This is a genomic window from Gandjariella thermophila, assembly GCF_005405885.1.
Classification (GTDB): Bacteria; Actinomycetota; Actinomycetes; order Mycobacteriales; family Pseudonocardiaceae; genus Gandjariella; species Gandjariella thermophila.
This window is the reverse complement of sequence record NZ_BJFL01000001.1, coordinates 293,459-312,356: the sequence shown is the minus strand read 5'-3', so window position 1 is coordinate 312,356 and position 18,898 is coordinate 293,459. Positions and strand designations below refer to the sequence as shown.

The 18,898-nt window shown below is 73.1% G+C and carries 22 protein-coding genes and 1 riboswitch; of the genes, 16 read left to right on the top strand and 6 right to left on the bottom strand.

The window, feature by feature from the left end; all coding sequences use genetic code 11:
* Positions 1 to 2: 2 nt before the first annotated feature.
* The gene (locus FFT21_RS01485; RefSeq protein ID WP_137811862.1) at positions 3 to 722 is read left to right on the top strand and encodes an HAD family hydrolase; all 720 of its coding nucleotides are present in this window, start codon (positions 3 to 5) and stop codon (positions 720 to 722) included.
* Positions 723 to 739: 17 nt separating this feature from the next.
* On the opposite strand, the gene FFT21_RS01480 is transcribed toward FFT21_RS01485, so the two are convergent.
* Positions 740 to 1,105: an STAS domain-containing protein gene (locus tag FFT21_RS01480; protein ID WP_137811861.1), complete on the bottom strand. Its 366-nt coding sequence runs from the start codon at positions 1,103 to 1,105 to the stop codon at positions 740 to 742.
* A gap of 277 nt (positions 1,106 to 1,382) precedes the next feature.
* Between FFT21_RS01480 and FFT21_RS01475 the strand changes: the two genes are divergently transcribed.
* From FFT21_RS01475 to FFT21_RS01455, 5 genes are all read left to right on the top strand, one after another.
* A complete protein-coding gene (locus FFT21_RS01475; RefSeq protein WP_225978016.1) occupies positions 1,383 to 2,207 on the top strand; it encodes an STAS domain-containing protein in 825 nt (274 codons plus the stop codon).
* Between the two features lie 145 nt (positions 2,208 to 2,352).
* Positions 2,353 to 2,730 (top strand): STAS domain-containing protein, encoded by a 378-nt coding sequence (locus tag FFT21_RS01470; protein WP_137811859.1) that lies wholly within the window; start codon positions 2,353 to 2,355, stop codon positions 2,728 to 2,730.
* A gap of 76 nt (positions 2,731 to 2,806) precedes the next feature.
* On the top strand, positions 2,807 to 3,232 hold the full coding sequence (locus FFT21_RS01465) for an anti-sigma regulatory factor (RefSeq protein WP_137811858.1): 426 nt from the start codon (positions 2,807 to 2,809) through the stop codon (positions 3,230 to 3,232).
* Positions 3,233 to 3,243: 11 nt separating this feature from the next.
* Positions 3,244 to 4,248 carry a SpoIIE family protein phosphatase gene (locus tag FFT21_RS01460; RefSeq protein WP_137811857.1) on the top strand — a complete coding sequence of 335 codons (1,005 nt, stop codon included), beginning with the start codon at positions 3,244 to 3,246 and terminating at the stop codon, positions 4,246 to 4,248.
* Positions 4,242 to 5,810 carry a PP2C family protein-serine/threonine phosphatase gene (locus tag FFT21_RS01455; RefSeq protein WP_137811856.1) on the top strand — a complete coding sequence of 523 codons (1,569 nt, stop codon included), beginning with the start codon at positions 4,242 to 4,244 and terminating at the stop codon, positions 5,808 to 5,810. Before FFT21_RS01460 ends, FFT21_RS01455 begins: the two co-directional genes overlap by 7 nt.
* Here FFT21_RS01455 and FFT21_RS01450 read toward each other — a convergent pair.
* Positions 5,752 to 6,162: an ATP-binding protein gene (locus FFT21_RS01450; protein WP_192909331.1), complete on the bottom strand. Its 411-nt coding sequence runs from the start codon at positions 6,160 to 6,162 to the stop codon at positions 5,752 to 5,754. The two genes, FFT21_RS01455 and FFT21_RS01450, sit on opposite strands and share 59 nt — an antisense overlap.
* Before the next feature lie 375 nt (positions 6,163 to 6,537).
* Here FFT21_RS01450 and FFT21_RS01445 point away from each other — a divergent pair, with 375 nt between their 5' ends.
* The gene (locus FFT21_RS01445) at positions 6,538 to 6,846 is read left to right on the top strand and encodes a WhiB family transcriptional regulator (RefSeq protein WP_137811854.1); all 309 of its coding nucleotides are present in this window, start codon (positions 6,538 to 6,540) and stop codon (positions 6,844 to 6,846) included.
* 162 nt (positions 6,847 to 7,008) lie between these two features.
* Here FFT21_RS01445 and FFT21_RS01440 read toward each other — a convergent pair whose 3' ends face one another.
* Positions 7,009 to 7,485 (bottom strand): MarR family winged helix-turn-helix transcriptional regulator, encoded by a 477-nt coding sequence (locus FFT21_RS01440; RefSeq protein WP_137811853.1) that lies wholly within the window; start codon positions 7,483 to 7,485, stop codon positions 7,009 to 7,011.
* Between the two features lie 107 nt (positions 7,486 to 7,592).
* Between FFT21_RS01440 and FFT21_RS01435 the strand changes: the two genes are divergently transcribed.
* Positions 7,593 to 8,756: a PP2C family protein-serine/threonine phosphatase gene (locus tag FFT21_RS01435; protein WP_225978015.1), complete on the top strand. Its 1,164-nt coding sequence runs from the start codon at positions 7,593 to 7,595 to the stop codon at positions 8,754 to 8,756.
* A 13-nt stretch (positions 8,757 to 8,769) separates the two neighbouring features.
* Here the strand turns inward: FFT21_RS01435 and FFT21_RS01430 are convergent, their stop codons facing one another.
* The 3 genes from FFT21_RS01430 to FFT21_RS01420 form a co-directional block, all read right to left on the bottom strand.
* Positions 8,770 to 9,114: an STAS domain-containing protein gene (locus FFT21_RS01430; RefSeq protein WP_137811852.1), complete on the bottom strand. Its 345-nt coding sequence runs from the start codon at positions 9,112 to 9,114 to the stop codon at positions 8,770 to 8,772.
* Between the two features lie 143 nt (positions 9,115 to 9,257).
* Positions 9,258 to 10,061: a SigB/SigF/SigG family RNA polymerase sigma factor gene (locus tag FFT21_RS01425; protein ID WP_225978014.1), complete on the bottom strand. Its 804-nt coding sequence runs from the start codon at positions 10,059 to 10,061 to the stop codon at positions 9,258 to 9,260.
* Positions 10,058 to 10,495: an ATP-binding protein gene (locus FFT21_RS01420; protein ID WP_137811851.1), complete on the bottom strand. Its 438-nt coding sequence runs from the start codon at positions 10,493 to 10,495 to the stop codon at positions 10,058 to 10,060. Before FFT21_RS01420 ends, FFT21_RS01425 begins: the two co-directional genes overlap by 4 nt.
* Before the next feature lie 367 nt (positions 10,496 to 10,862).
* Here FFT21_RS01420 and FFT21_RS01415 point away from each other — a divergent pair, with 367 nt between their 5' ends.
* The 8 genes from FFT21_RS01415 (at position 10,863) to gcvP (ending at position 18,858) form a co-directional block, all read left to right on the top strand.
* Positions 10,863 to 11,444 carry a type 1 glutamine amidotransferase domain-containing protein gene (locus tag FFT21_RS01415; RefSeq protein WP_137811850.1) on the top strand — a complete coding sequence of 194 codons (582 nt, stop codon included), beginning with the start codon at positions 10,863 to 10,865 and terminating at the stop codon, positions 11,442 to 11,444.
* A gap of 348 nt (positions 11,445 to 11,792) precedes the next feature.
* Entirely contained in the window at positions 11,793 to 12,044 is a 252-nt protein-coding gene (locus FFT21_RS01410) for a cysteine peptidase family C39 domain-containing protein (RefSeq protein ID WP_137811849.1), read from the top strand.
* 199 nt (positions 12,045 to 12,243) lie between these two features.
* Positions 12,244 to 12,876 carry a cardiolipin synthase ClsA gene (gene clsA, locus FFT21_RS01405; RefSeq protein ID WP_137811848.1) on the top strand — a complete coding sequence of 211 codons (633 nt, stop codon included), beginning with the start codon at positions 12,244 to 12,246 and terminating at the stop codon, positions 12,874 to 12,876.
* Between the two features lie 111 nt (positions 12,877 to 12,987).
* Positions 12,988 to 13,371 (top strand): glycine cleavage system protein GcvH, encoded by a 384-nt coding sequence (gene gcvH / locus FFT21_RS01400; protein ID WP_137811847.1) that lies wholly within the window; start codon positions 12,988 to 12,990, stop codon positions 13,369 to 13,371.
* Between the two features lie 113 nt (positions 13,372 to 13,484).
* A complete protein-coding gene (gene garA / locus FFT21_RS01395; RefSeq protein WP_137811846.1) occupies positions 13,485 to 13,940 on the top strand; it encodes a glycogen accumulation regulator GarA in 456 nt (151 codons plus the stop codon).
* Between the two features lie 334 nt (positions 13,941 to 14,274).
* On the top strand, positions 14,275 to 14,748 hold the full coding sequence (locus FFT21_RS01390) for a bifunctional nuclease family protein (RefSeq protein WP_137811845.1): 474 nt from the start codon (positions 14,275 to 14,277) through the stop codon (positions 14,746 to 14,748).
* A gap of 274 nt (positions 14,749 to 15,022) precedes the next feature.
* Positions 15,023 to 15,586 carry a MerR family transcriptional regulator gene (locus FFT21_RS01385; protein WP_137811844.1) on the top strand — a complete coding sequence of 188 codons (564 nt, stop codon included), beginning with the start codon at positions 15,023 to 15,025 and terminating at the stop codon, positions 15,584 to 15,586.
* Positions 15,587 to 15,644: 58 nt separating this feature from the next.
* A riboswitch (glycine riboswitch) is annotated at positions 15,645 to 15,746 on the top strand.
* A 205-nt stretch (positions 15,747 to 15,951) separates the two neighbouring features.
* Positions 15,952 to 18,858, top strand: a complete 2,907-nt coding sequence (gene gcvP, locus FFT21_RS01380) for an aminomethyl-transferring glycine dehydrogenase (RefSeq protein WP_137811843.1) — start codon at positions 15,952 to 15,954, stop codon at positions 18,856 to 18,858.
* Positions 18,859 to 18,898: the final 40 nt, after the last annotated feature.

Genomic DNA, 18,898 nt, shown 5'->3' with positions numbered 1-18,898 from the left:
GCATGAGCACCCCTGTGTCGAGCCACGGCACCCGTGCCGACCGCGGGGCACGCGGCGAGCGGGACACCGTGGTGTTCGATGTGGACGGCACCCTGGTGGACACCAACTACCACCACGCGCTGGCCTGGTTCCGCGCGTTCCGCCGGGTGGGCGTGACGCCGCCGGTGTGGCGGATCCACCGGGCCATCGGCATGGGCGGGGACCAACTCGTCGGCGCCGTGGCCGGCCGGGAGGTGGAGGAGGTGCACGGCGACGTGGTGCGGGCCGCCTGGGCCGAGGAGTTCGCCCCCATGCTCGACGAGGTACCGGCCTTCGCCGGCGCCCGGGAACTGCTCACCGAAACCAGGGCGCGCGGGTACCGGCTGGTGCTGGCCAGCTCCGGCAAACCCGAACACGTCGACCGCTACCTGGACCTGCTGGACGGCCGGAGCCTGGCGGACGCGTGGACCACCGCCGAGGACGCGGAGCGCACCAAGCCGGCGCCCGACCTGGTGGCCGCGGCGCTGGAGCGGGTGGACGGCGGGCGGGCCGTCGTGGTGGGCGACTCGGTGTGGGACTGCCTGGCAGCGCGGCGGCTCGGCCTGCCCGCGCTCGCGGTACGCACCGGCGGGTTCTCCGCCGACGAACTCGTCGGCGCCGGCGCCGACGCGGTGTACGAGGCGCTGCCGGACATCGGCGCCGACCTGGACCGGCTGCCGCTGGCCCCGGCGCACCCCCGGTGACCGTGGCCGGCGCGGGGTCAGCCCCCGCCGCCGGCGCGCTCCTCGATGCGGAACAGGGACGTCAGCCCGGTCATGTCGAGCACCCGCCGGGTCGGCCGGCCCACCGCGGCGAGCACCAGCTCCACACCGGCCTCCTGGGTCGCCTCCCGGGCGCGCACCAACGCGCTCAGGCAGGCGGAGTCCACGAAGGACACCGCGCTGAAGTCGACGGTCAGCCGGTGGATCCCGGCGGCGAGCACCTCGCGCACGGCGGTGTCCAGCTGCCCGGCGTTGCTGTAGTCGATCTCACCGGCGAGCGTGATCAGCCCCCGGTCACCCTCGGTGCGCCAGTGAACGGCGGAGGGTTGCGACGTCGCCTCCGCCGGGCGGTCGTCGGACGTCATCGGCGGTCTCCCCACACACGTATGGTGTCCCGTGGTGCTGCCCGGCGCCACGGGCCCGTGGGCCAAGCCTAGAGACCGCGGGGCCGTTTCGTCGTCACCGGCGGCGTGCCGCTTGACTCCTCAACAGCCGTCCGCATGGCTTGAGATGGCCGCCGCGACGGCATTAGTTTGTTCCAGGGCAATGATCTACGGGCGCCGCGTGTGCCGGTGCCGCCGAAGCCGTCCCGGTCGGCGGGGAGGGCTGTCGCGACCAGCCGAAGCGGCGGAGAGGTGCGGTGTGCAGGACATCAACGTCAGCGTGGCCGAGTTCCTCGATCACCATGGGGACGAGATCGTCGACGCCTGGCAACGGCGGACGTTCTTCGCCGGGCGGACCGGCGGGGACTGCCGGGCGGTGCTGAACGGCGTGGCCGAGGTCGTCCTCGCCGGCAGGCCCGAGGATCCCACGGCTGCCGGGTTCGACGCGATACGGGACCTGCTCGGCGAGATCGCCATGGACCGCATCCGCCGGGGCGAGACGGCCGCCCAGACCGCGGTCACCCTGCACGACCTCAAGCCGCCGGTGGTGGAGCTGTGGACCAGCAGCCGGGACGGCGACGACGCGCTGCCCGGGGCGCTGCGGCTGTCCACCGCGCTGGACACGCTGCGCCTGGTGGCCATGGAGTTGGTCGGTGGGGAGAGCGCCGACCTCGTCGAGGAAAGGCAGCAGTTGCTGGAGCTGTCCACGCCGGTGATCCGGATGTGGGACGGCATCCTGGCGGTGCCGCTGATCGGCACGCTGGACAGCGCGCGCACCCAGGCCACCATGGAGGGGCTGCTGCAGGCGATCGTGGACCAGCAGGCCAGGGTGGCCATCCTGGACATCACCGGCGTGTCCACGGTGGACACCGCAGTCGCCCAGCACCTGCTGCGCACCGTGATGGCCGCCCGGCTGATGGGCGCGAAGTGTGTGATCAGCGGAATCCGGCCACAGATCGCGCAGACCATGGTGCAGCTGGGCATCGACCTCGGTGACGTCACCACCCGGGCCACGCTCGCCGACGCGTTGGCCTATGGGCTGCGGCAGATCGGGCTGGTCGTCGCGGCGGCGGACAACCACTAGGTGGCTCCCTGATGCGTGTGTCAAGCCGCGATGCCCGAGGTGATCACGGCGCGCGCCCTGCCGTCAGGCCCACCCCAGGGGTGGCGGGGCGCAGCCCTGCCGACCCGGGAGCGGGGCGCGCGACGTCGCGGCAAGGGAGGCGGTCGTGACCACCCAACCCGTGATCCGGCTCGACGATGTGCTCCTCGTCAGCCTGCACAGCGACATGGGCGACGAGGACGCGATCCGGCTCCAGGACGACATCGCGGACCGGGTCGCCAGCGTGGCGCCGCGCGGGGTGCTGCTGGATCTCTCCGCGGTTGAGATCATCGACTCCTTCCTGGCGCGCGTGGTGCACGACATGGCCGCCGTCACGGCGACCATGGACGCGGTCACCGTCGTGGTCGGCATCCGCCCCGCGGTCGCCATCACCATGGCCGAGCTCGGCCTCGACCTCGGCGGGCTGTGCACCGCCCTGACGGTCGACGCCGGCCTGCGCGAACTCCGGGCTCGCGACGAGGTGCGTGATCGGGAGCGACCATGAGCGGGCCGGGGTCCAACCGCGGCGACCGTGGTCGCCGGGACGCCGTCCTGCGGCGGGAATCGGCGGGGTGGCTGCGATGAGCGGCCCGGTGTCGGCACAGGCCATCCACGTCGGCTCGGATCTGGACATCGTCCGGATCCGGAAGGTGGTCCGCGAGCACGCGGTGGCCGCCGGACTGTCCCTTGTGGACCAGACCAAACTGGTCACCGCGGCCAGCGAGCTGGCGCGCAACACGCTGGTGCACGGCGGCGGCGGCGAGGTGACCGTGTCCACCGAGGGCGACGAGCGCGGCACCACCATCCGGTTGGTCTTCGCCGACCGCGGTCCCGGCATCGACGACGTGGACAAGGCGCTCACCGACGGTTTCACCACCAACTCCGCGCTCGGGCTCGGTCTGGGTGGCGCTCGGCGGCTGGTGCACGAGTTCCACATCGACACCGAGCCCGGCCGAGGCACCACCGTGCGGATCGGCTTCCACGCGCCGAACCGGCGGGGTCGGTGAGGGGCCGTTCGATGAGGCGGTTCGATCTCGGCATTCGGCAGCGGGCGCACGTGGTGCACGCGCGGCTGCTGGCCGCCCGCGCGGGCCGGGCGGCCGGGTTGGACGATGCGCAGGTGGACCGGGTCGCCCTGGCCGCCACCGAACTGGCCACCAACCTCATCGCGCACGCCGAGGACGGCGCGCTGCTCGGCGACGCGGCCGGAGGCTGCCTGGACATGGTCGCCGTGGACCGGGGTCCGGGGATGCGCCGCCCGGAGGACTGCCTGCGCGACGGCTACTCCACCCGGGGCGGGTTGGGCGCCGGGCTGGGCGCGGTGCGCCGCGCCGCCGACGAGTTCGACCTCTACTCGCGCGTCGGCCAGGGCACCGCGGTGCTGGCCCGGTGGTGGCCGGCGGCCGCGCCCACGCCCCGCCCCGGGGACGTCGCCGCGCTGACCGCCGCCAGCCCCGGCGAGCGGGACACCGGCGACGCCTGGCTGGTGCTGCGCGACCGCGCGCACACCACCCTGGTGGTCTGTGACGGTCTCGGCCACGGGCGCCCCGCCGCGCACGCCAGCAGGACCGCCCTGGACGTGGCGGTCCACCGCCGGCGACTGCCGCCGGCCGGGCTGCTGGGCGCGATGCACCGGGCCCTCGCCGGCACCCGGGGCGCCGCCGTGGCGGTCGCCCAGCTCACCCCGGACGAGGGGGTGCTGCGCTTCGCCGGCATCGGCAACGTGAGCGCCCGGCTGGTGACCGAGGCTGGTGAGCAGCGACTGGTGAGCCGTCCCGGCATCGTCGGTGGCCCGGCCGGCTCCCGGTTCCCCACCGAGGCGGTGCATCCTTGGCGGAAGGGCAGCCTCCTCGTGCTGCACACCGACGGCCTCACGGACCGATGGTCCCTGCGCGCGTGGCCGGAACTGGTCGGCCGGCACGTCGGCGCGGTCGCCGGGTGGCTGCTGTGGCAGGGCTACCGGAAACGGGACGACGCCTGTGTGCTGGTGGCGTCGACGGCGAGGAGTACCGGCACATGGTGATCCTCAGTGACCGGGTGATGACCCGGCAGGATGCGCTCCGGGTCCGCGGCGCCCTCGTGCGGCTCGTGACCGAGCTGCCGCTGGAGCCGGAGGCCCGGGCGGCGCTGATCGCCGGCGTCGCCCGGGAACTGCGCCGCATCGTCGCCGCCGGCGGCGGGTCCATCCGGGTGCGGATCGAGGACGCCGACGAGCCACCGAGCATCACCGCCGGCGAATCCGCCGAGGCCGCCGCACCCGACGACGACCTGGTCCTGGAGCCGCTGCTGGACGTGGTCCGCGAGCAGCGGGACGCGCTGGCCTGGCACCAGACCGAACTGGCCCAGACCAACGTGGGGCTGCTGGCGCTGCACGCCGAGCTGGAGGCGCAGCGCGGCCAGCTCGCGTTCCTCGACGAGGTCAACCGGGCCACCTCCGCCTCACTGGACGGTGACCGGATCCTCGTCGGGCTGTCCGAACTGCTCATCGAGCGCGGCGTGGCCACATCGGTGTCGGCCTGGGTGATGGGCGACGACGGGCGGCTGCGCCTCGGCGTGGGCGCGGTCGATCCGCGGGACCGGCCGGCCGGGGCGGCGACCACCGCGCTGCGCAACCGGGACGTCGTCGGCGAGGGGACGCTGCGGCTGTTCGTCCCGCTGACCATCGGCCGCGTCCCGCTGGGCGTGCTGGAGCTGGCCCGGGAGCGGGAACCGTTCACCGCCGAGGACACCGAACTGGCCAAGCACGTGGCCGCCCGGGTGGCGGTCACCTTACGCAACGCCTGGGAGTACGAGCAGGAACGGGACCTCGCCGAGGCGCTGCAGCAGGCGCTGCTGCCCCGGCTGCCCGCATCCGACGGCCTCGCTCTTGCCGCGCACTACCGGCCGGCCACCCAGGGCGCCAACGTCGGCGGTGACTGGTACGACGCGTTCCGCCGCTCCGAGGACCGGCTCGTGATGGCCGTCGGCGACGTCACCGGGCACGGCATCGAGGCGACCGTGCTGATGGGCCAGTTGCAGAACGCGCTGCGCGCCTACGTCATGGAGGGGCACGACCCGGCCACCACGCTCGCCCTGCTCGACCGCATGCTGAGCACCCAGGCGCAGGGGCTGTTCGCCACCGCGGTGGTCGCCGAGTTGGACATCCCCAGCCGCCGGCTGCGCTGGGCCGGCGCCGGTCACCTGCCGCCCGCGCTGCGCCGGAGCGAGGGCACGGTGACGTTCCTGGACCAGCCGCAGGCCGCCATGCTGGGCCTGCCGGTGGAGTTCGCCCCGGTGCAGCACGAGACCGAACTGCCGGCGGGCAGCACGCTGCTGCTGTTCACCGACGGCCTGGTGGAACGCAGGGACAGCGACATCGACGCCGGCCTCGACCGGCTGGCCCGCGCCCTCGGCGCGCTCGGCGACGGGGACGTGACCACCACCGCGGAGCGGCTGGTGGACGAGATGGTGAACACCCGGCGGCACGAGGACGACGTCTGCGTGCTGCTGTGCCGGCACACCGAAACCCCGCCGGGCACGGCCAGCGCTAACGGCCAGGGGAGTCGGGCCGCGCGGGCAGATCCAGCCGAGCCCACACGGCCTTAGACCGCCCCACCTGGCGGGTGCCCCACTCGCTGGAGACCCGGGACACCAGGAGCAGGCCACGGCCGCGCTCGCTGCGCACGTCCTGCGCGCGCACGACCGGCAGCACCGGGCTGCCGTCGAAGACCTCCACCGTGAAGCTCCGCGGCGAGCAGGCCAGCCGCAGGTTGATCGGCCCCACGGCGTGCCCGATCGCGTTCGACACGAGTTCGGTCGCCACCAGGCAGGCATCGCCGATGATCCCGTCCGGCGCGTCCCACTCGCCGAGGACCTGCTCGACGAACCGGCGCGCCCGGGCGCACGAGCGTGGGTCAACGGCCAGCGTGGTGCTGCTCTCCGCCACGGGCTCGTCCATCGTCCTCACCGGCAGTAACGTGGCCACACCGCGTGGCCACCGGCACGGCTGCCTTTCCACGGTAGGAAGGGCCACCTCGGCTGCCCGCCAGCGATCGTCGCACGGCCGACCGGCCCGCATTGTTCCGCGGCCACCATTCGCGCGTTCCCCACCCCGCGATCGTGTTGTCCTTCCGTGCCGCTGGCACGGTACTTCCTGGCAGCACCCTCCCGCCGTATCTCCCAGATGTTTCCCGGACGGTCCCCCGGTAAACGCCGCCGGTCGCGGGCGGAATGGCACGGCGTCGAAGGTGCCCGGCGTTCACGTTTTGCCGGTGGCGGCGCCGGGTAGCAAGCGGGAGAACCCCAGCGTGGACAACCGGTTTGGAGCGCCGACATGTCTGACGTGACCCGCCTGCCGCAGCCCGTGGCGGAACGGTGGGACTGGCAACTCTACGGGGCCTGCCGCGGCTTCGACAGCACGTTGTTCTTCCACCCCGACGGCGAGCGGGGCCCCGCTCGGGAACGGCGCGAGGCCAGGGCGAAGGCCATCTGCTTCTCCTGCCCCGTGCTCGAGAAATGCCGGGAGCACGCGCTGGCCGTGCAGGAGCCGTACGGAATCTGGGGCGGCATGGGCGAAGGCGAGCGGCGCGCCTTGATCGCGGCGCGGCGGCACCGCCAGCGGGTTAGGCTGGCGGCCGGCTGACGCGGGCCCGCGGGCGGCGACCATGCGACGCCCCTGCCCGCCGCCGCGGCGGGAGCACCTGCGGAGCTGTCCGCCGTGCCGCGTCGCCTGCCGCCCGGCGGGAGCAGTTGCCTCGACGCAAGCCACCGCACCCGACGCGGCCGCTGCACGCGGGGCAGGCCGTCATGCCGGCCGCTCCTCCTCCGCGAACCGGCCGGCCGCCGCGTCGTGGAACCCCCGCAGACCGGTGACCAGCGCGGACCGGGCCGCCGGCGGCATCGCGGCCAGGACCTGCGCCAATTCCGAGCGGCGCGCCTCGCGCAGGTCCGCCAGCAGCCGGCTGCCCGCCGCGGTCAGGCTGAGCGCGACCTCCCGCCGGTCGTCGGGACTGGTCCGCCGGGCCATCAGGCCGGCGGCCTCCAGCCGGTCACACAGCCGGCTGGCGGACGACGGGATCGCGCCCAACTCGTCCGCCAACCCACCCAAATTGATCGACTGGTGCCGGTCGACGACCAGCAGGGCGCGCAGTTGCGAGGCGGACACCCGGGGCCGGACGCGGTCCAGGCAGCGGTCCCAGATGATCACCAGAGACTCGGCTGCCGCCTCGACGGAGACGGCCACCTCGGCCGGCTGCTGGTTGGAGTCCCGTACCAGCGTCATACATCACTCCGCCTGTGCCCGTTCGGCGTCGCCTGAGCCGTACCAACCGATGCGGCGGCCGGTCCAGCCGTATCCCGCATTCGCCAGGCGTGACGCGAGGAGGACCGTTGCACCCCATCGATCGCCGTGTCGCCGTCGAGCGTGCCATGCTCGACGCGGCCCCGCATAATCTTGGCGAAGCGCTGGCCGAGCAAATCCGCGCCCAGTACGGCGCCACCTCGGTTGAGCTGCACCTCGCCGATTACCACCAGAACACGCTGGAGCCCGCGCTCGACGAGTCCGGGCCCGCGTTGCCGGTGGTGGCCACGGCCGCGGGAGAGTCGTTCACCCGGCAGGAGATCCTGCGCCGCGCTGATGATGGTCACCCGGTCTTGTACCTGCCGGTGAGCGTCCGGGGCAACCGCATCGGCGTGCTCACCGTGCACACCGCCGTGCCGCTGCCCGCCGCCGAGATCGACGAGCTGGCGGGGTTGGCCACCGCGCTGGGTCACGCGTTCGCCGCCGCGGAGACCGCCACCGACCGGTTCCACCGGGCCCGCCGGCGGCAGCGGCTCACGCTGGCTGCCGAGATGGAGTGGCAGCTGCTGCCCGGCCGCGGGCTGGACGGCCCCGAGTTCCGGCTCGCCGGCCAGCTCGAGCCGGCGTACTCGGTGCGCGGCGACAGCTTCGACTGGGCCGTCGAGGATGGGCGGCTCACGCTGTCCGTCACCAACGGGTTCGGCGAGGGGGTGGCGGCCGCACTGCTCACCTCGCTGGCCGTCTCGGCGCTGCGCAACGCCCGCCGCGCCGGGCTGCCGCCGGCGGAGCAGATGGCCATGGCCGACCAGGCGGTGTGGGCGTACGACAACGGCGCCCAGCACGTGTCCACGTTGCTGCTCGAACTGGACCTGAGCTCCGGCCGGGTGTCCGCGGTGGACGCGGGCTCGCCCGCGGTGTGGCTGCTGCGCGGCACCGAGCTGCGGCGGCTGCGCCTCGACCAGCAACTGCCGCTGGGCATGTTCGACGGCACCGTCTACACAGCGGAGCGGTTCGGACTCGAGCCGGGGGACCGGCTGGTGCTGCTCAGCGACGGCGTGGTCGACGCCAACCGGAACGGGCGGCGCTACGCCGAGCAGGGCGTGCCCCGAGTGATCCGGTCCACCCGCCTGCTGCCGCCCGCCGAGGTGGTCCGCGGCATGATCAGCGACCTGCTGGTGTTCTATGGCGGTGGTGGTCTCGACGACGACGCCGCCGTGGTCTGCCTGGACTGGCTCGGCAAGAACGGCGGGTGAGCCGCCGCGCCGGTCAGCCACCGCCCGCGCTGTCCGAGGTGACCCCGAGCACCTTGTCCAGCCCCACGATCCGCAGCACCTTGGACACGTGCGGCTGCGGGTTGGCCACCACCAGCGTGATGCCCCGCTCCTGGGCCTCGCCGTGGCCGCCGACCAGCGCGCTGACCCCGGTGGAGTCCATGAACGACACCCCGGCGAGGTCCACCCTGACCTGCCTGGTTTGGGGGTCGGTGAGCGCCGCGCGCACCGCGGAGCGCAGCTCCGGCCCGGTGTGCAGGTCGACCTCGCCGATCACGGAGAGCACGACGACGCCCTGCTCCTGGTGTTCTGTGGAGAAGCTGATCATCAGCCTGCCCACCCCTCCGCCAGTCTGGCCGGGACACCTCCCGGCTACGGCACGACCGGTGGACCGACTGGTCGCACTCCGTCATCGTCACCGGTCACATTCCTAACCCTAGTGAGGTCCCACACCGCGGGCGCGGTGCGAACTCCTGCCGGGGCTTACCGTTCCCGGCCGAGACCCTGGCGCAGCCTTTCCAGGGTCTTGCTCAGCAGCCGGGACACGTGCATCTGGGAGACGCCCACCTGCTCGGCGATCTGCGTCTGGGTGAGGTTGTGCACGAACCGCAGCACCAGGATCTTCCGCTCCCGCTCCGGCAGGCACTCCAGCAGCGGATGCAGCGACTCCCGCTCGTCCACCGCGGCCAGGTGCGGATCGTCCGAGCCGATCGTGTCGCCCAGCGACAGGCCCTCCTGCTCGCCCTGCTGCAGCGCCTCGTCCAGCGACGCGCTTCGCTGGGCCAGGCTGACCTCCAGGCCGGCGAACACGTCCTCCCTGGGCAGATCGAGATGCGCGGCGATCTCGCTCGGCGTCGGCGCCCTGCCCAGCCGCTGGGACAGCTCGCCGACCGCCCCGCTGATCGCCAGGTGCAGCTCCTTCAACCGCCGAGGCACCCGCATCGACCAGGTGGCGTCCCGGAAGTGCCGGCGCAGCTCGCCGAGAACGGTCGGAACGGCGAAGGACAGGAAGTCCGTGCCCCGCTCCGGGTCGAACCGGTCCACCGCGTTGATCAGGCCGAGCGTGGCGACCTGCTCCAGGTCCTCCATCGACTCGCCCCGGTTGCGGAACCGCCGGGCCAGCCGGTGCGCCACCGGCAGGAACCGGGTGACCAGCTCATCCCGCAGCTCGCCGTAGCGGGCGCTGTCCGGCTCCAGCGCGCGCAGCTCGGCGAACAGTTCCGCCGACTGGTCGTCACCCTCCTGGCCGGTGGCGCCGTCCCGAAGTCGCTCCTCCGATCCCGTCACGCATTCACCACCGTGGTGCGCTTCTTGACCAGATCGATGCGAACCCTGGTCGGTGTCCCGTCCCGGGACACCGAAGCGGTCACGAAGTCGGCGAGGGTGCTCAGCACCCGCCAGCTGAACGTGTCCCGGCGCGGCGGAGTGCCGTCCGCCGACGGCACCACGGCACGGACCGCGATCTCGTCCGGCGTGCACCGGAAGGCGCAGCTCAGCTCCGTCCCCGAGGCGGCGTGCATGACCAGCGTCGAGCATGCCTCGTCCACGGCGAGCTTGAGGTCGGCGATCGCGTCGAGGTCGAAGTCGGCCCGCATGGCCAGATCCGCGGCCACCGCCCGGATCGCCGAGAGGTGCTGCGGCGTGGCCGCCACCCGAACCTCGACGTCGAAGGACACGTCGTCGGAGATGGGCTCGTTGATCGTTGACTCCGCCTCGCTCACGGTCGCCTCTCTACCTCGTGGAACCGCATGTACTCACTCCCGTCGGCCCGACCGTATCGCGGTCGGTTGGCTCCTCCGGGACGCCCGACGCGCCCCCAGCGACCGGTCCGTGATCTCCGATTACCCGGTGTCGGCTCCCCTCATACCCGCGCCGCCCCCCGGATATGCACCTGATCTGGCCGCGGATCCGCATGAACCCGGGCGCGCGTGGCCCGCCGCGCCCGTTTGAGCGGCGCCGCGCGGGGCAACCCCCGGCCCGTCGGGACGGTCCGTCCCGAGTCCCGTGGCGGCTGCCGCGGGGCCCACCTCCCGCGCGGGCAACACCTCCCGCGCGGCGTGCAGGTTCTAACGTTCGAGGAGACAGCCGATGGCACAGCGGATCGAAGGCAAGCGAGTCGCCTTCGTGGCCACCGACGGCGTCGAGCAAGTCGAGCTGGACCGGCCGTGGGAGGCCGTGCGGCAAGCGGGTGGCCGGCCCGAGCTGGTCTCCCTGTCGGGGGGCACCATCCGTGCGTTCAACCACCTGGACAAGGGCGACGAGAAGCGGGTGGACACCACCGTCGACGCGGCCAACCCGGACGACTATGACGCGCTGGTCCTGCCCGGCGGGGTGGCGAACGGCGACTTCGTCCGAGGTGACGCCAACGCCGTCCGGTTCGTCAGGCGGTTCTTCGACGCCGGCAAGCCCGTTTCGGTGATCTGCCACGGCGGCTGGGTGCTGACCGATGCCGACGTCGTGCGCGGCCGGACCCTCACCTCCTGGCCGACCCTGCGGACCGACCTGCGCAACGCGGGCGCCAACTGGGTGGACCAGGAGGTCGTCACGGACAAGGGTCTGGTCTCCAGCCGCAAGCCGGACGACCTCGACGCGTTCTGCGCCAAGATGGTCGAGGAGATCGCCGAGGGTGTGCACGCCGGGCAGCGGCGCTCCGCCGGAGCGAGGGCCTGACCCGCAATGCCTCCGCGTGCCGACGCCGGCCCACCACGCCCGCCACGGGGCACGGCGGGTCGGCGTCGGCGTTCCTGGGCGCGCACAGCTCGTGCCCACCCCATGATCGGCGCTACCGATCATGAGACCGCGCCGTTCGGCCGGTGACAGGCGGTGAGTGGCATGCGGCGGACGGTCGCACCCTCCGGCCGCACGGCACCCCGGTGGCAGCTCACCGAACCGATCCGTCCGGTAGGCGCGACGCGACCCCGTTCGGAGCGGTCATCGCCCACGCCCCGGCCACAATCTGGACACCGGTTAACGGCGCGGAATCCGGGAACGACAGTCCTCATGGAGGTACCGCAGGAGATGAGCGCAGAAGCACCGAGCGAGTCGGAGGCGGAGCAGTCCGAGGGGCGGACGGCGAGCGGCGCGCCGCGGTCGTCGACCCCCCTCCCGACGGCTCCGTGCAGCGTGGTGTGGAGCAAGGGACATCCGTTCGTGCTGGAGGGCACACACGGCCGTGCCCGGTGGGTCGGCGTGGACGACCGGGGCCGCCCGCAGCGGTTGACCGGGGCGGACCTGCAACGCCGCGGCTGGACCTCCACCCGGTCCCGCTGAGCCACCCCCGGGCGTGGACTCCGCCGGGGCACCGCAGCCCCGTGTGACGAAGCCCGCCCGGTCAACGCCGGAGCGACCCGCAGGCCCGCTGACCGGGTGTGGCACGCTGGTCCTGCGCGGGAGGGGGACGCGGCACCCGCCCGCTGCTCATCCGCACCACACCACCACCGCGGTGGTGCAGCAGCGGCGAGGAGGCCAGGTGGCGCAGGCGGGCAGTGCCCGAACGCCCGGTCCGCGCGACCGGGCCGGGCGGCTTCTCACCGTGCCCAACGCGCTCAGCCTGCTGCGGCTGGCCGGCGTGCCGGTTTTCCTGTGGTTGCTGCTCGGTCCCCGCGCCGACGGCTGGGCTCTGCTGCTGTTGGTCGCCAGCGGCGTCACCGACTGGCTGGACGGCAAGCTCGCCCGCGCCTTCGACCAGGTGAGCCGGTTCGGGGAACTGCTCGACCCGGCCGCCGACCGCCTCTACACCTTCTGCACCCTGGTCGCCTTCGTGGTCCGGCACATCGTGCCCTGGTGGTTCGCCGCCATCCTGGTCGGCAGGGACCTGGTACTGCTGCTGTGCCTGCCGCTGCTGCGCCGCGCCGGGTACGCCCCGCCCGAGGTGCACTACCTCGGCAAGGCCGCCACCTTCACCCTGCTGTACGCCTTCCCCCTGCTGCTGCTCGCCCAGGGCGGCTCCACCGCGGCCGCGATCGCCCGGCCGGTCGGCTACGGCTTCGCCGTCTGGGGAGGCGCCCTCTACGTGTGGTCCGGCGTGCTGTACCTGTACCAGGTGGTCATCGCGGTGCGCGGCGGCCGTCGACGACGGCCGGCGGAGGTGGGACGCGCCTGAACGGGCGCGCGCGGTGCCACGGATCATTGCCTTGCCAGCGGACCGAAGGCGTTCGTACGCTCAGCCGGCTGGCTGTTCATGCAGGTGACCAGGGAGAAGGAGAGCTCGTAGGTGGTTCCCGAGAACCTCAAGTACACCCAGGACCACGAATGGGTGCAGCGCACCGGCGCGGACTCCGTGCGCATCGGCATCACCGACTACGCCCAGAGCCAGCTCGGTGACGTCGTCTTCGTCCAGCTGCCCGAGGTGGGCCAGCAGGTCACCGCCGGCGACTCGATGGGCGAGGTCGAGTCCACCAAGAGCGTCTCCGACGTCTACGCGCCGCTCACCGGCGAGGTGGTCGCCCGCAACGACGCCCTGGAACAGGCCCCGGAACTGGTCAACTCCGACCCGTACGGCGAGGGCTGGATGGTCGAGCTGCGGCTCGCCGACCCGGCCGCGGTGGACACGCTCATGGGCGCGAACGCCTACCAGGAGCAGACGGAGCAGCCGTGATGTCGATCTTTCGACGGCTGTTCGGCAGGTGGGGGAGCCGCTCGTCACGCAGCGTTTCCAGCAGGGTAGGTTTGGACGGTCCCGAAGGATCCACCACCAGGAGGGGAGCCCAGGTGAGCACGAACGACGGGCCCGGTGTTCCGCCGGAGCGGGCCGTGGAGAGCACCTCCGTGTTCCGGCCGGACATGTTGGCCGACGCGGAGGGCACCGAGACGGCCGAGCCGACCGTCGCCGGTGTGGAGGCGCTTCCCGCTGGGTCCGCTCTGCTCGTGGTGAAGCGCGGCCCGAACGCCGGTTCCCGATTCCTTCTCGACCGCGACACCACCACCGCGGGGCGCCATCCGGACAGCGACATCTTCCTCGACGACGTCACGGTTTCCCGCCGGCACGCGGAGTTCCGCCGGGAGGGCGGCGAGTTCGTGGTGATCGACGTGGGCAGCCTCAACGGCACCTACGTCAACCGTGAGCCGGTCGACACCTCGGTGCTGGCCAACGGCGACGAGGTGCAGATCGGCAAGTTCCGTCTGGTGTTCCTGACCGGCCCGGTTTCCAGGGGCCAGGGGGCCTAGTGGCAACGGCGGGGCTTCTCCCGCAGCGGTTCGGCGCCCGGCCGGCTCCGCCCCAACTCCACGACGGTCACGGCGCGAGCCTCCGCCCCGGTAGCGCGGAGGCTTGCCGCCGGCCGGCCCCGGTGTGCCGCGGGGCCGGCGTGACCGGGCCGCCGGACGGGGCGCGCGCGGCCGGTTGGCCGAAGCTCCCTCCGCCGCCTCGACGTACCCGGCCCGACCAGGCGGCAAGTGGGCGGCGTCCAGCCCACATGGCGGGTAGCGTCGAGGACGTCGGTGGGGGATCCTCGTTGCCACGGGGACGCCACGGTTCAGCGCGCTGAGGAGGCGATACCCGATGAGCGAGATGCGCGTCGTCGGTGTGCGGGTGGAACTGCCCGCAAACCAGCCGATCCTGTTGCTGCGCGAGACCGATGGTGACCGCTACCTACCGATCTGGATCGGCTCGGTGGAGGCGACCGCCATCGCCCTCGAGCAGCAGGGCGTGCGGCCCGCCCGGCCGCTCACCCACGACCTGCTCAAGGACGTGATATCCGCGCTCGGGCGAGAACTGCGCCAGGTACGGATCATCGACCTGCAGGAGGGCACCTTCTTCGCCGAGCTGATCTTCGATGGGGGCGTCCGGGTGTCCGCCCGGCCCAGCGACTCCGTCGCCCTCGCCCTCCGCACCGGCGTGCCCATCCACGCCGAGGAGGCGGTGCTCGCCGAGGCCGGCCTGGTCATCCCGGACGAGCAGGAGGACGAGGTGGAGAAGTTCCGGGAGTTCCTGGAGCAGGTCTCCCCGGAGGACTTCCGCGGCGCCGACACCTGACGCCACGCGCCGGACTCGGGCAGCGGTTGCGTCCGGCCCGCGACACGGCGCCATCGGGTGATGATGCTTGCGCCGGGAGCGTGTTGCGAGGTACCGGCCGGGCCACGGCCCGCGCGTCGCGTTGACCCGCCACGTCGGCGGTCCTACCGTCGGTGTTGAGTGAATCGCGCCGGTGTGATTCCCCACCTGGCGTGTGCTTTGTGGCCGACGGTTCGGCAGGTCCGGGACCACCGGCCACTGTCGCCGGTCAGCAGCCGGACGAGGGGAGGCAGGCGTGGTCGAGGAGGCATCTGTTCCGGCCGGCGCTGGTGAACAGGGTGCGCTGTTCCCGGACGCGTCGCTGCCGGACGAACTCGTCGGTTACCGCGGCCCGGCTGCCTGCCAGATCGCCGGAATCACCTACCGGCAACTGGACTACTGGGCGCGCACCGGGCTGGTCGCGCCGTCCATCCGCAGCGCGAGCGGGTCCGGCAGCCAGCGGCTGTACTCGTTCAAGGACATCCTGGTGCTCAAGGTGGTCAAGCGGCTGCTGGACACCGGGGTGTCGCTGCACAACATCCGGATCGCGGTGGACCACCTGCGCCGCCGTGGCGTCCAGGACCTCGCCAAGATCACGTTGTTCAGCGACGGCACCACCGTGTACGAGTGCACCTCGCCGGAGGAGGTCGTCGACCTGCTGCAGGGCGGCCAGGGTGTGTTCGGCATCGCGGTCAGCGGTGCGATGCGGGAGATCAGCGGCACGATCCACGAGTTCCCCGCGGAACGGGCGGACGGCGCCGAGCTGACCCCGGTGGAGGACGAGCTGTCCCGGCGGCGCCGCACCCGCCGCACCGGTTGATCGTTCCACGCCGGTCCCGTGGGCTGCCCCTTTCGGGGTAGGCTTCGGCTGCAGTCGCTGACCCCGTGCGGGAGAGTTCGGGCGGACCCCCGGTCCGCGCGGCGCCGAAGGAGCAAACCCTCCCCGGAACCTCTCAGGCGGCAAGGACCGCGCGGGCGAGACGCCTCTGGAAAGAGGGTCACGCGCAGGGTGCGCTCATGGGCGACATCGGCGCAACGACCCCGCCGACGGTGCAAGCCCGGCGGTGGCCACGTTGTCGCGGCCGGGTGAAGCTCTCAGGCGCCTGCGGGCACCGACAGAGGGGGAGGACAGGCGCGGACCCGCGTGTCCGCCAGGCCCGTCCCCGACACGCCGGAGGTGTCCCGATGACCACGGACCGGATTCCCCTCGCCGCCCTCGAGCATGGTGTCCCGTTCGCGGATCGCCACGTCGGCCCGCGCCCGCCCGAGCTGGCCAGGATGCTGGACGTGATCGGGGTGGGCTCGCTGGAGGAACTCGCCCAGCGGGCCGTGCCCGCCGCGATCCGGGACGGCGACCCGGCCATGGACCTTCCGGCGCCGGCCACCGAGGCGGAGGTGCTGGCCGAGCTGCGCGCGCTGGCTGGGCGGAACCGGCCGATGACCCAGATGATCGGGCTCGGCTACTACGGCACGGTCACCCCGCCGGTGATCCGCCGCAACGTGCTGGAGAACCCGGCCTGGTACACCGCGTACACCCCGTACCAGCCGGAGATCTCCCAGGGTCGGCTGGAGGCGCTGCTCAACTTCCAGACCATGGTCGCCGATCTCACCGCGCTGCCACTGGCCAACGCGTCGATGCTGGATGAGGCCACCGCGGCGGCCGAGGCGATGACGCTGGTGCGCCGCGCCGGCCGGGCGAAGACCCCGCGGTTCGTGGTCGACGCGGACACCCTGCCGCAGACCATCGCGGTGCTCGAGACCCGAGCCGAGCCGCTGGGCATCGAGATCGTGGTGACCGACCTGACCGGCGGCCTGCCGGACGGCGAGTTCTTCGGCGTGCTGCTGTCCTACCCGGGCGCCAGCGGCACGGTCCGCGACCACGCCGCGCTGGTCGCGGCGGCGCACGAGCGCGGTGCGATGGCGATCGTCGCCGCCGACCTGCTGGCGCTCACCCTGCTGCGCGCCCCCGGCGAGTTCGGTGCGGACGTCGCCGTCGGCACCACCCAGCGGTTCGGTGTGCCTATGGGCTTCGGCGGCCCGCACGCCGGCTACCTCGCGGTACGCACCGGTCTGGAGCGGCAGTTGCCCGGCCGGCTGGTCGGGGTGTCGGTGGACGCCGACGGCAACCTCGCGTACCGGCTCGCCCTGCAGACCCGCGAGCAGCACATCCGGCGGGAGAAGGCGACCAGCAACATCTGCACCGCGCAGGTGCTGCTCGCGGTGATCGCCGCCATGTACGCCGTCTACCACGGCCCGGACGGGCTGCGCGGCATCGCCACCAGGGTGCACCGGATGGCCGCGGTGCTCGCCGCGGGGCTTCGCTCCGGCGGCGTCGAGGTGGTGCACGACGCGTTCTTCGACACCGTGCTCGCCCGCGTGCCCGGCCGGGCACACGACGTGGTCGCCGCCGCCCGAGACCTCGGGGTGAACCTGCGCCGGGTGGACGCCGACCACGTCGGCGTGGCCTGCGACGAGACCACCACCCGGGAGCACCTGCGGCTGGTGTGGCGGGCCTTCGGGGTGGACGCCGACCCGGACCACCTGGACCCGGGCGTGCCGGACGCGCTGCCCGAGGGCCTGCGCCGCACCTCCGACTACCTCACCCATCCGGTGTTCCACCGCCACCGCTCGGAAACCGCGCTGCTGCGCTACCTGCGCGCGCTGGCCGACAAGGATGTGGCGCTGGACCGCAGCATGATCCCGCTCGGCTCGTGCACCATGAAGCTCAACGCCACCGCCGAGATGGAGCCGATCACCTGGCCGGAGTTCGCCGAACTGCACCCGTTCGCGCCGGCCGAGGACGCCGAGGGGCTGCTGCGGGTGGTCGCCGACCTGGAGCGGTGGCTGGCCGAGATCACCGGCTACGACGCGGTGAGCCTGCAACCCAACGCGGGCAGCCAGGGCGAGCTGGCCGGCCTGCTGGCGATCCGCGCCTACCACCGCGACCGCGGCCAGGCTGAGCGGGACGTGTGCCTGATCCCGGCCAGTGCGCACGGCACCAACGCGGCCAGCGCGGTGATGGCCGGCATGCGGGTGGTCGTGGTCCGCTGCGACTCCTCGGGCAACATCGAACTCGACCACCTGCGGGAGCTGGTCACGCGGCACGCCGACGACCTGTCGGCGATCATGATCACCTACCCGTCCACGCACGGCGTGTACGAGGACACCGTGGTGGAGGTGTGCCGGCTGGTGCACGAGGCGGGCGGCCAGGTGTACGTGGACGGCGCCAACCTCAACGCGCTGATCGGCCTGGCCCGGTTCGGCGAGTTCGGCGCCGACGTGTCCCACCTGAACCTGCACAAGACGTTCTGCATCCCGCACGGCGGCGGTGGCCCCGGCATCGGCCCGATCGGCGTGCGCGGCCACCTCGCCGCGTTCCTGCCGAACCACCCGCTGCAGCCGGAGGCCGGCCCGAAGACCGGGGTGGGCCCGGTCGCCGCAGCACCGTGGGGCAGCGCGTCGATCCTGCCGATCTCCTGGGCGTACGTGCGGATGATGGGCCCCGACGGGCTGCGCCGCGCCACGCTGACCGCGGTGGCCGCCGCCAACTACGTGGCCCGCCGGCTGGACGAGCACTACCCGGTGCTCTACACCGGCCATGACCATGGCTCGACCCCGCAAGCGGGTCTCGCGCGCGGGTTCGTCGCCCACGAGTGCATCCTCGACCTGCGGCCGATCACCAAGCGCACCGGTGTCACCGTCGACGACGTGGCCAAGCGGCTGGCCGACTACGGTCTGCACGCGCCGACCATGTCCTTCCCGGTGGCCGGCACCCTCATGGTCGAGCCTACCGAGAGCGAGGACCTCGCCGAGCTGGACCGCTTCTGCGACGCCATGATCGCCATCCGCCGGGAGATCGAGCGGGTCGCCTCCGGCGAGTGGCCGGTGGAGGACAACCCGCTGCGCGGCGCCCCGCACACCGCGGCCTGCCTGGCCGGCGAGTGGCACCACCCGTACACCCGGGAGCAGGCCGCCTTCCCGGCCGGCAGCCACGGCCCGAAGGTGTGGCCCCCCGTCCGCCGCATTGACGGGGCCCGCGGCGACCGCAACCTGGTTTGCTCCTGCCCCCCGATCAGCGCCTACCAGAGCTGACCGTACCGCGGCCGGGTGGGTGGCACGGTCTGTCCCCTTC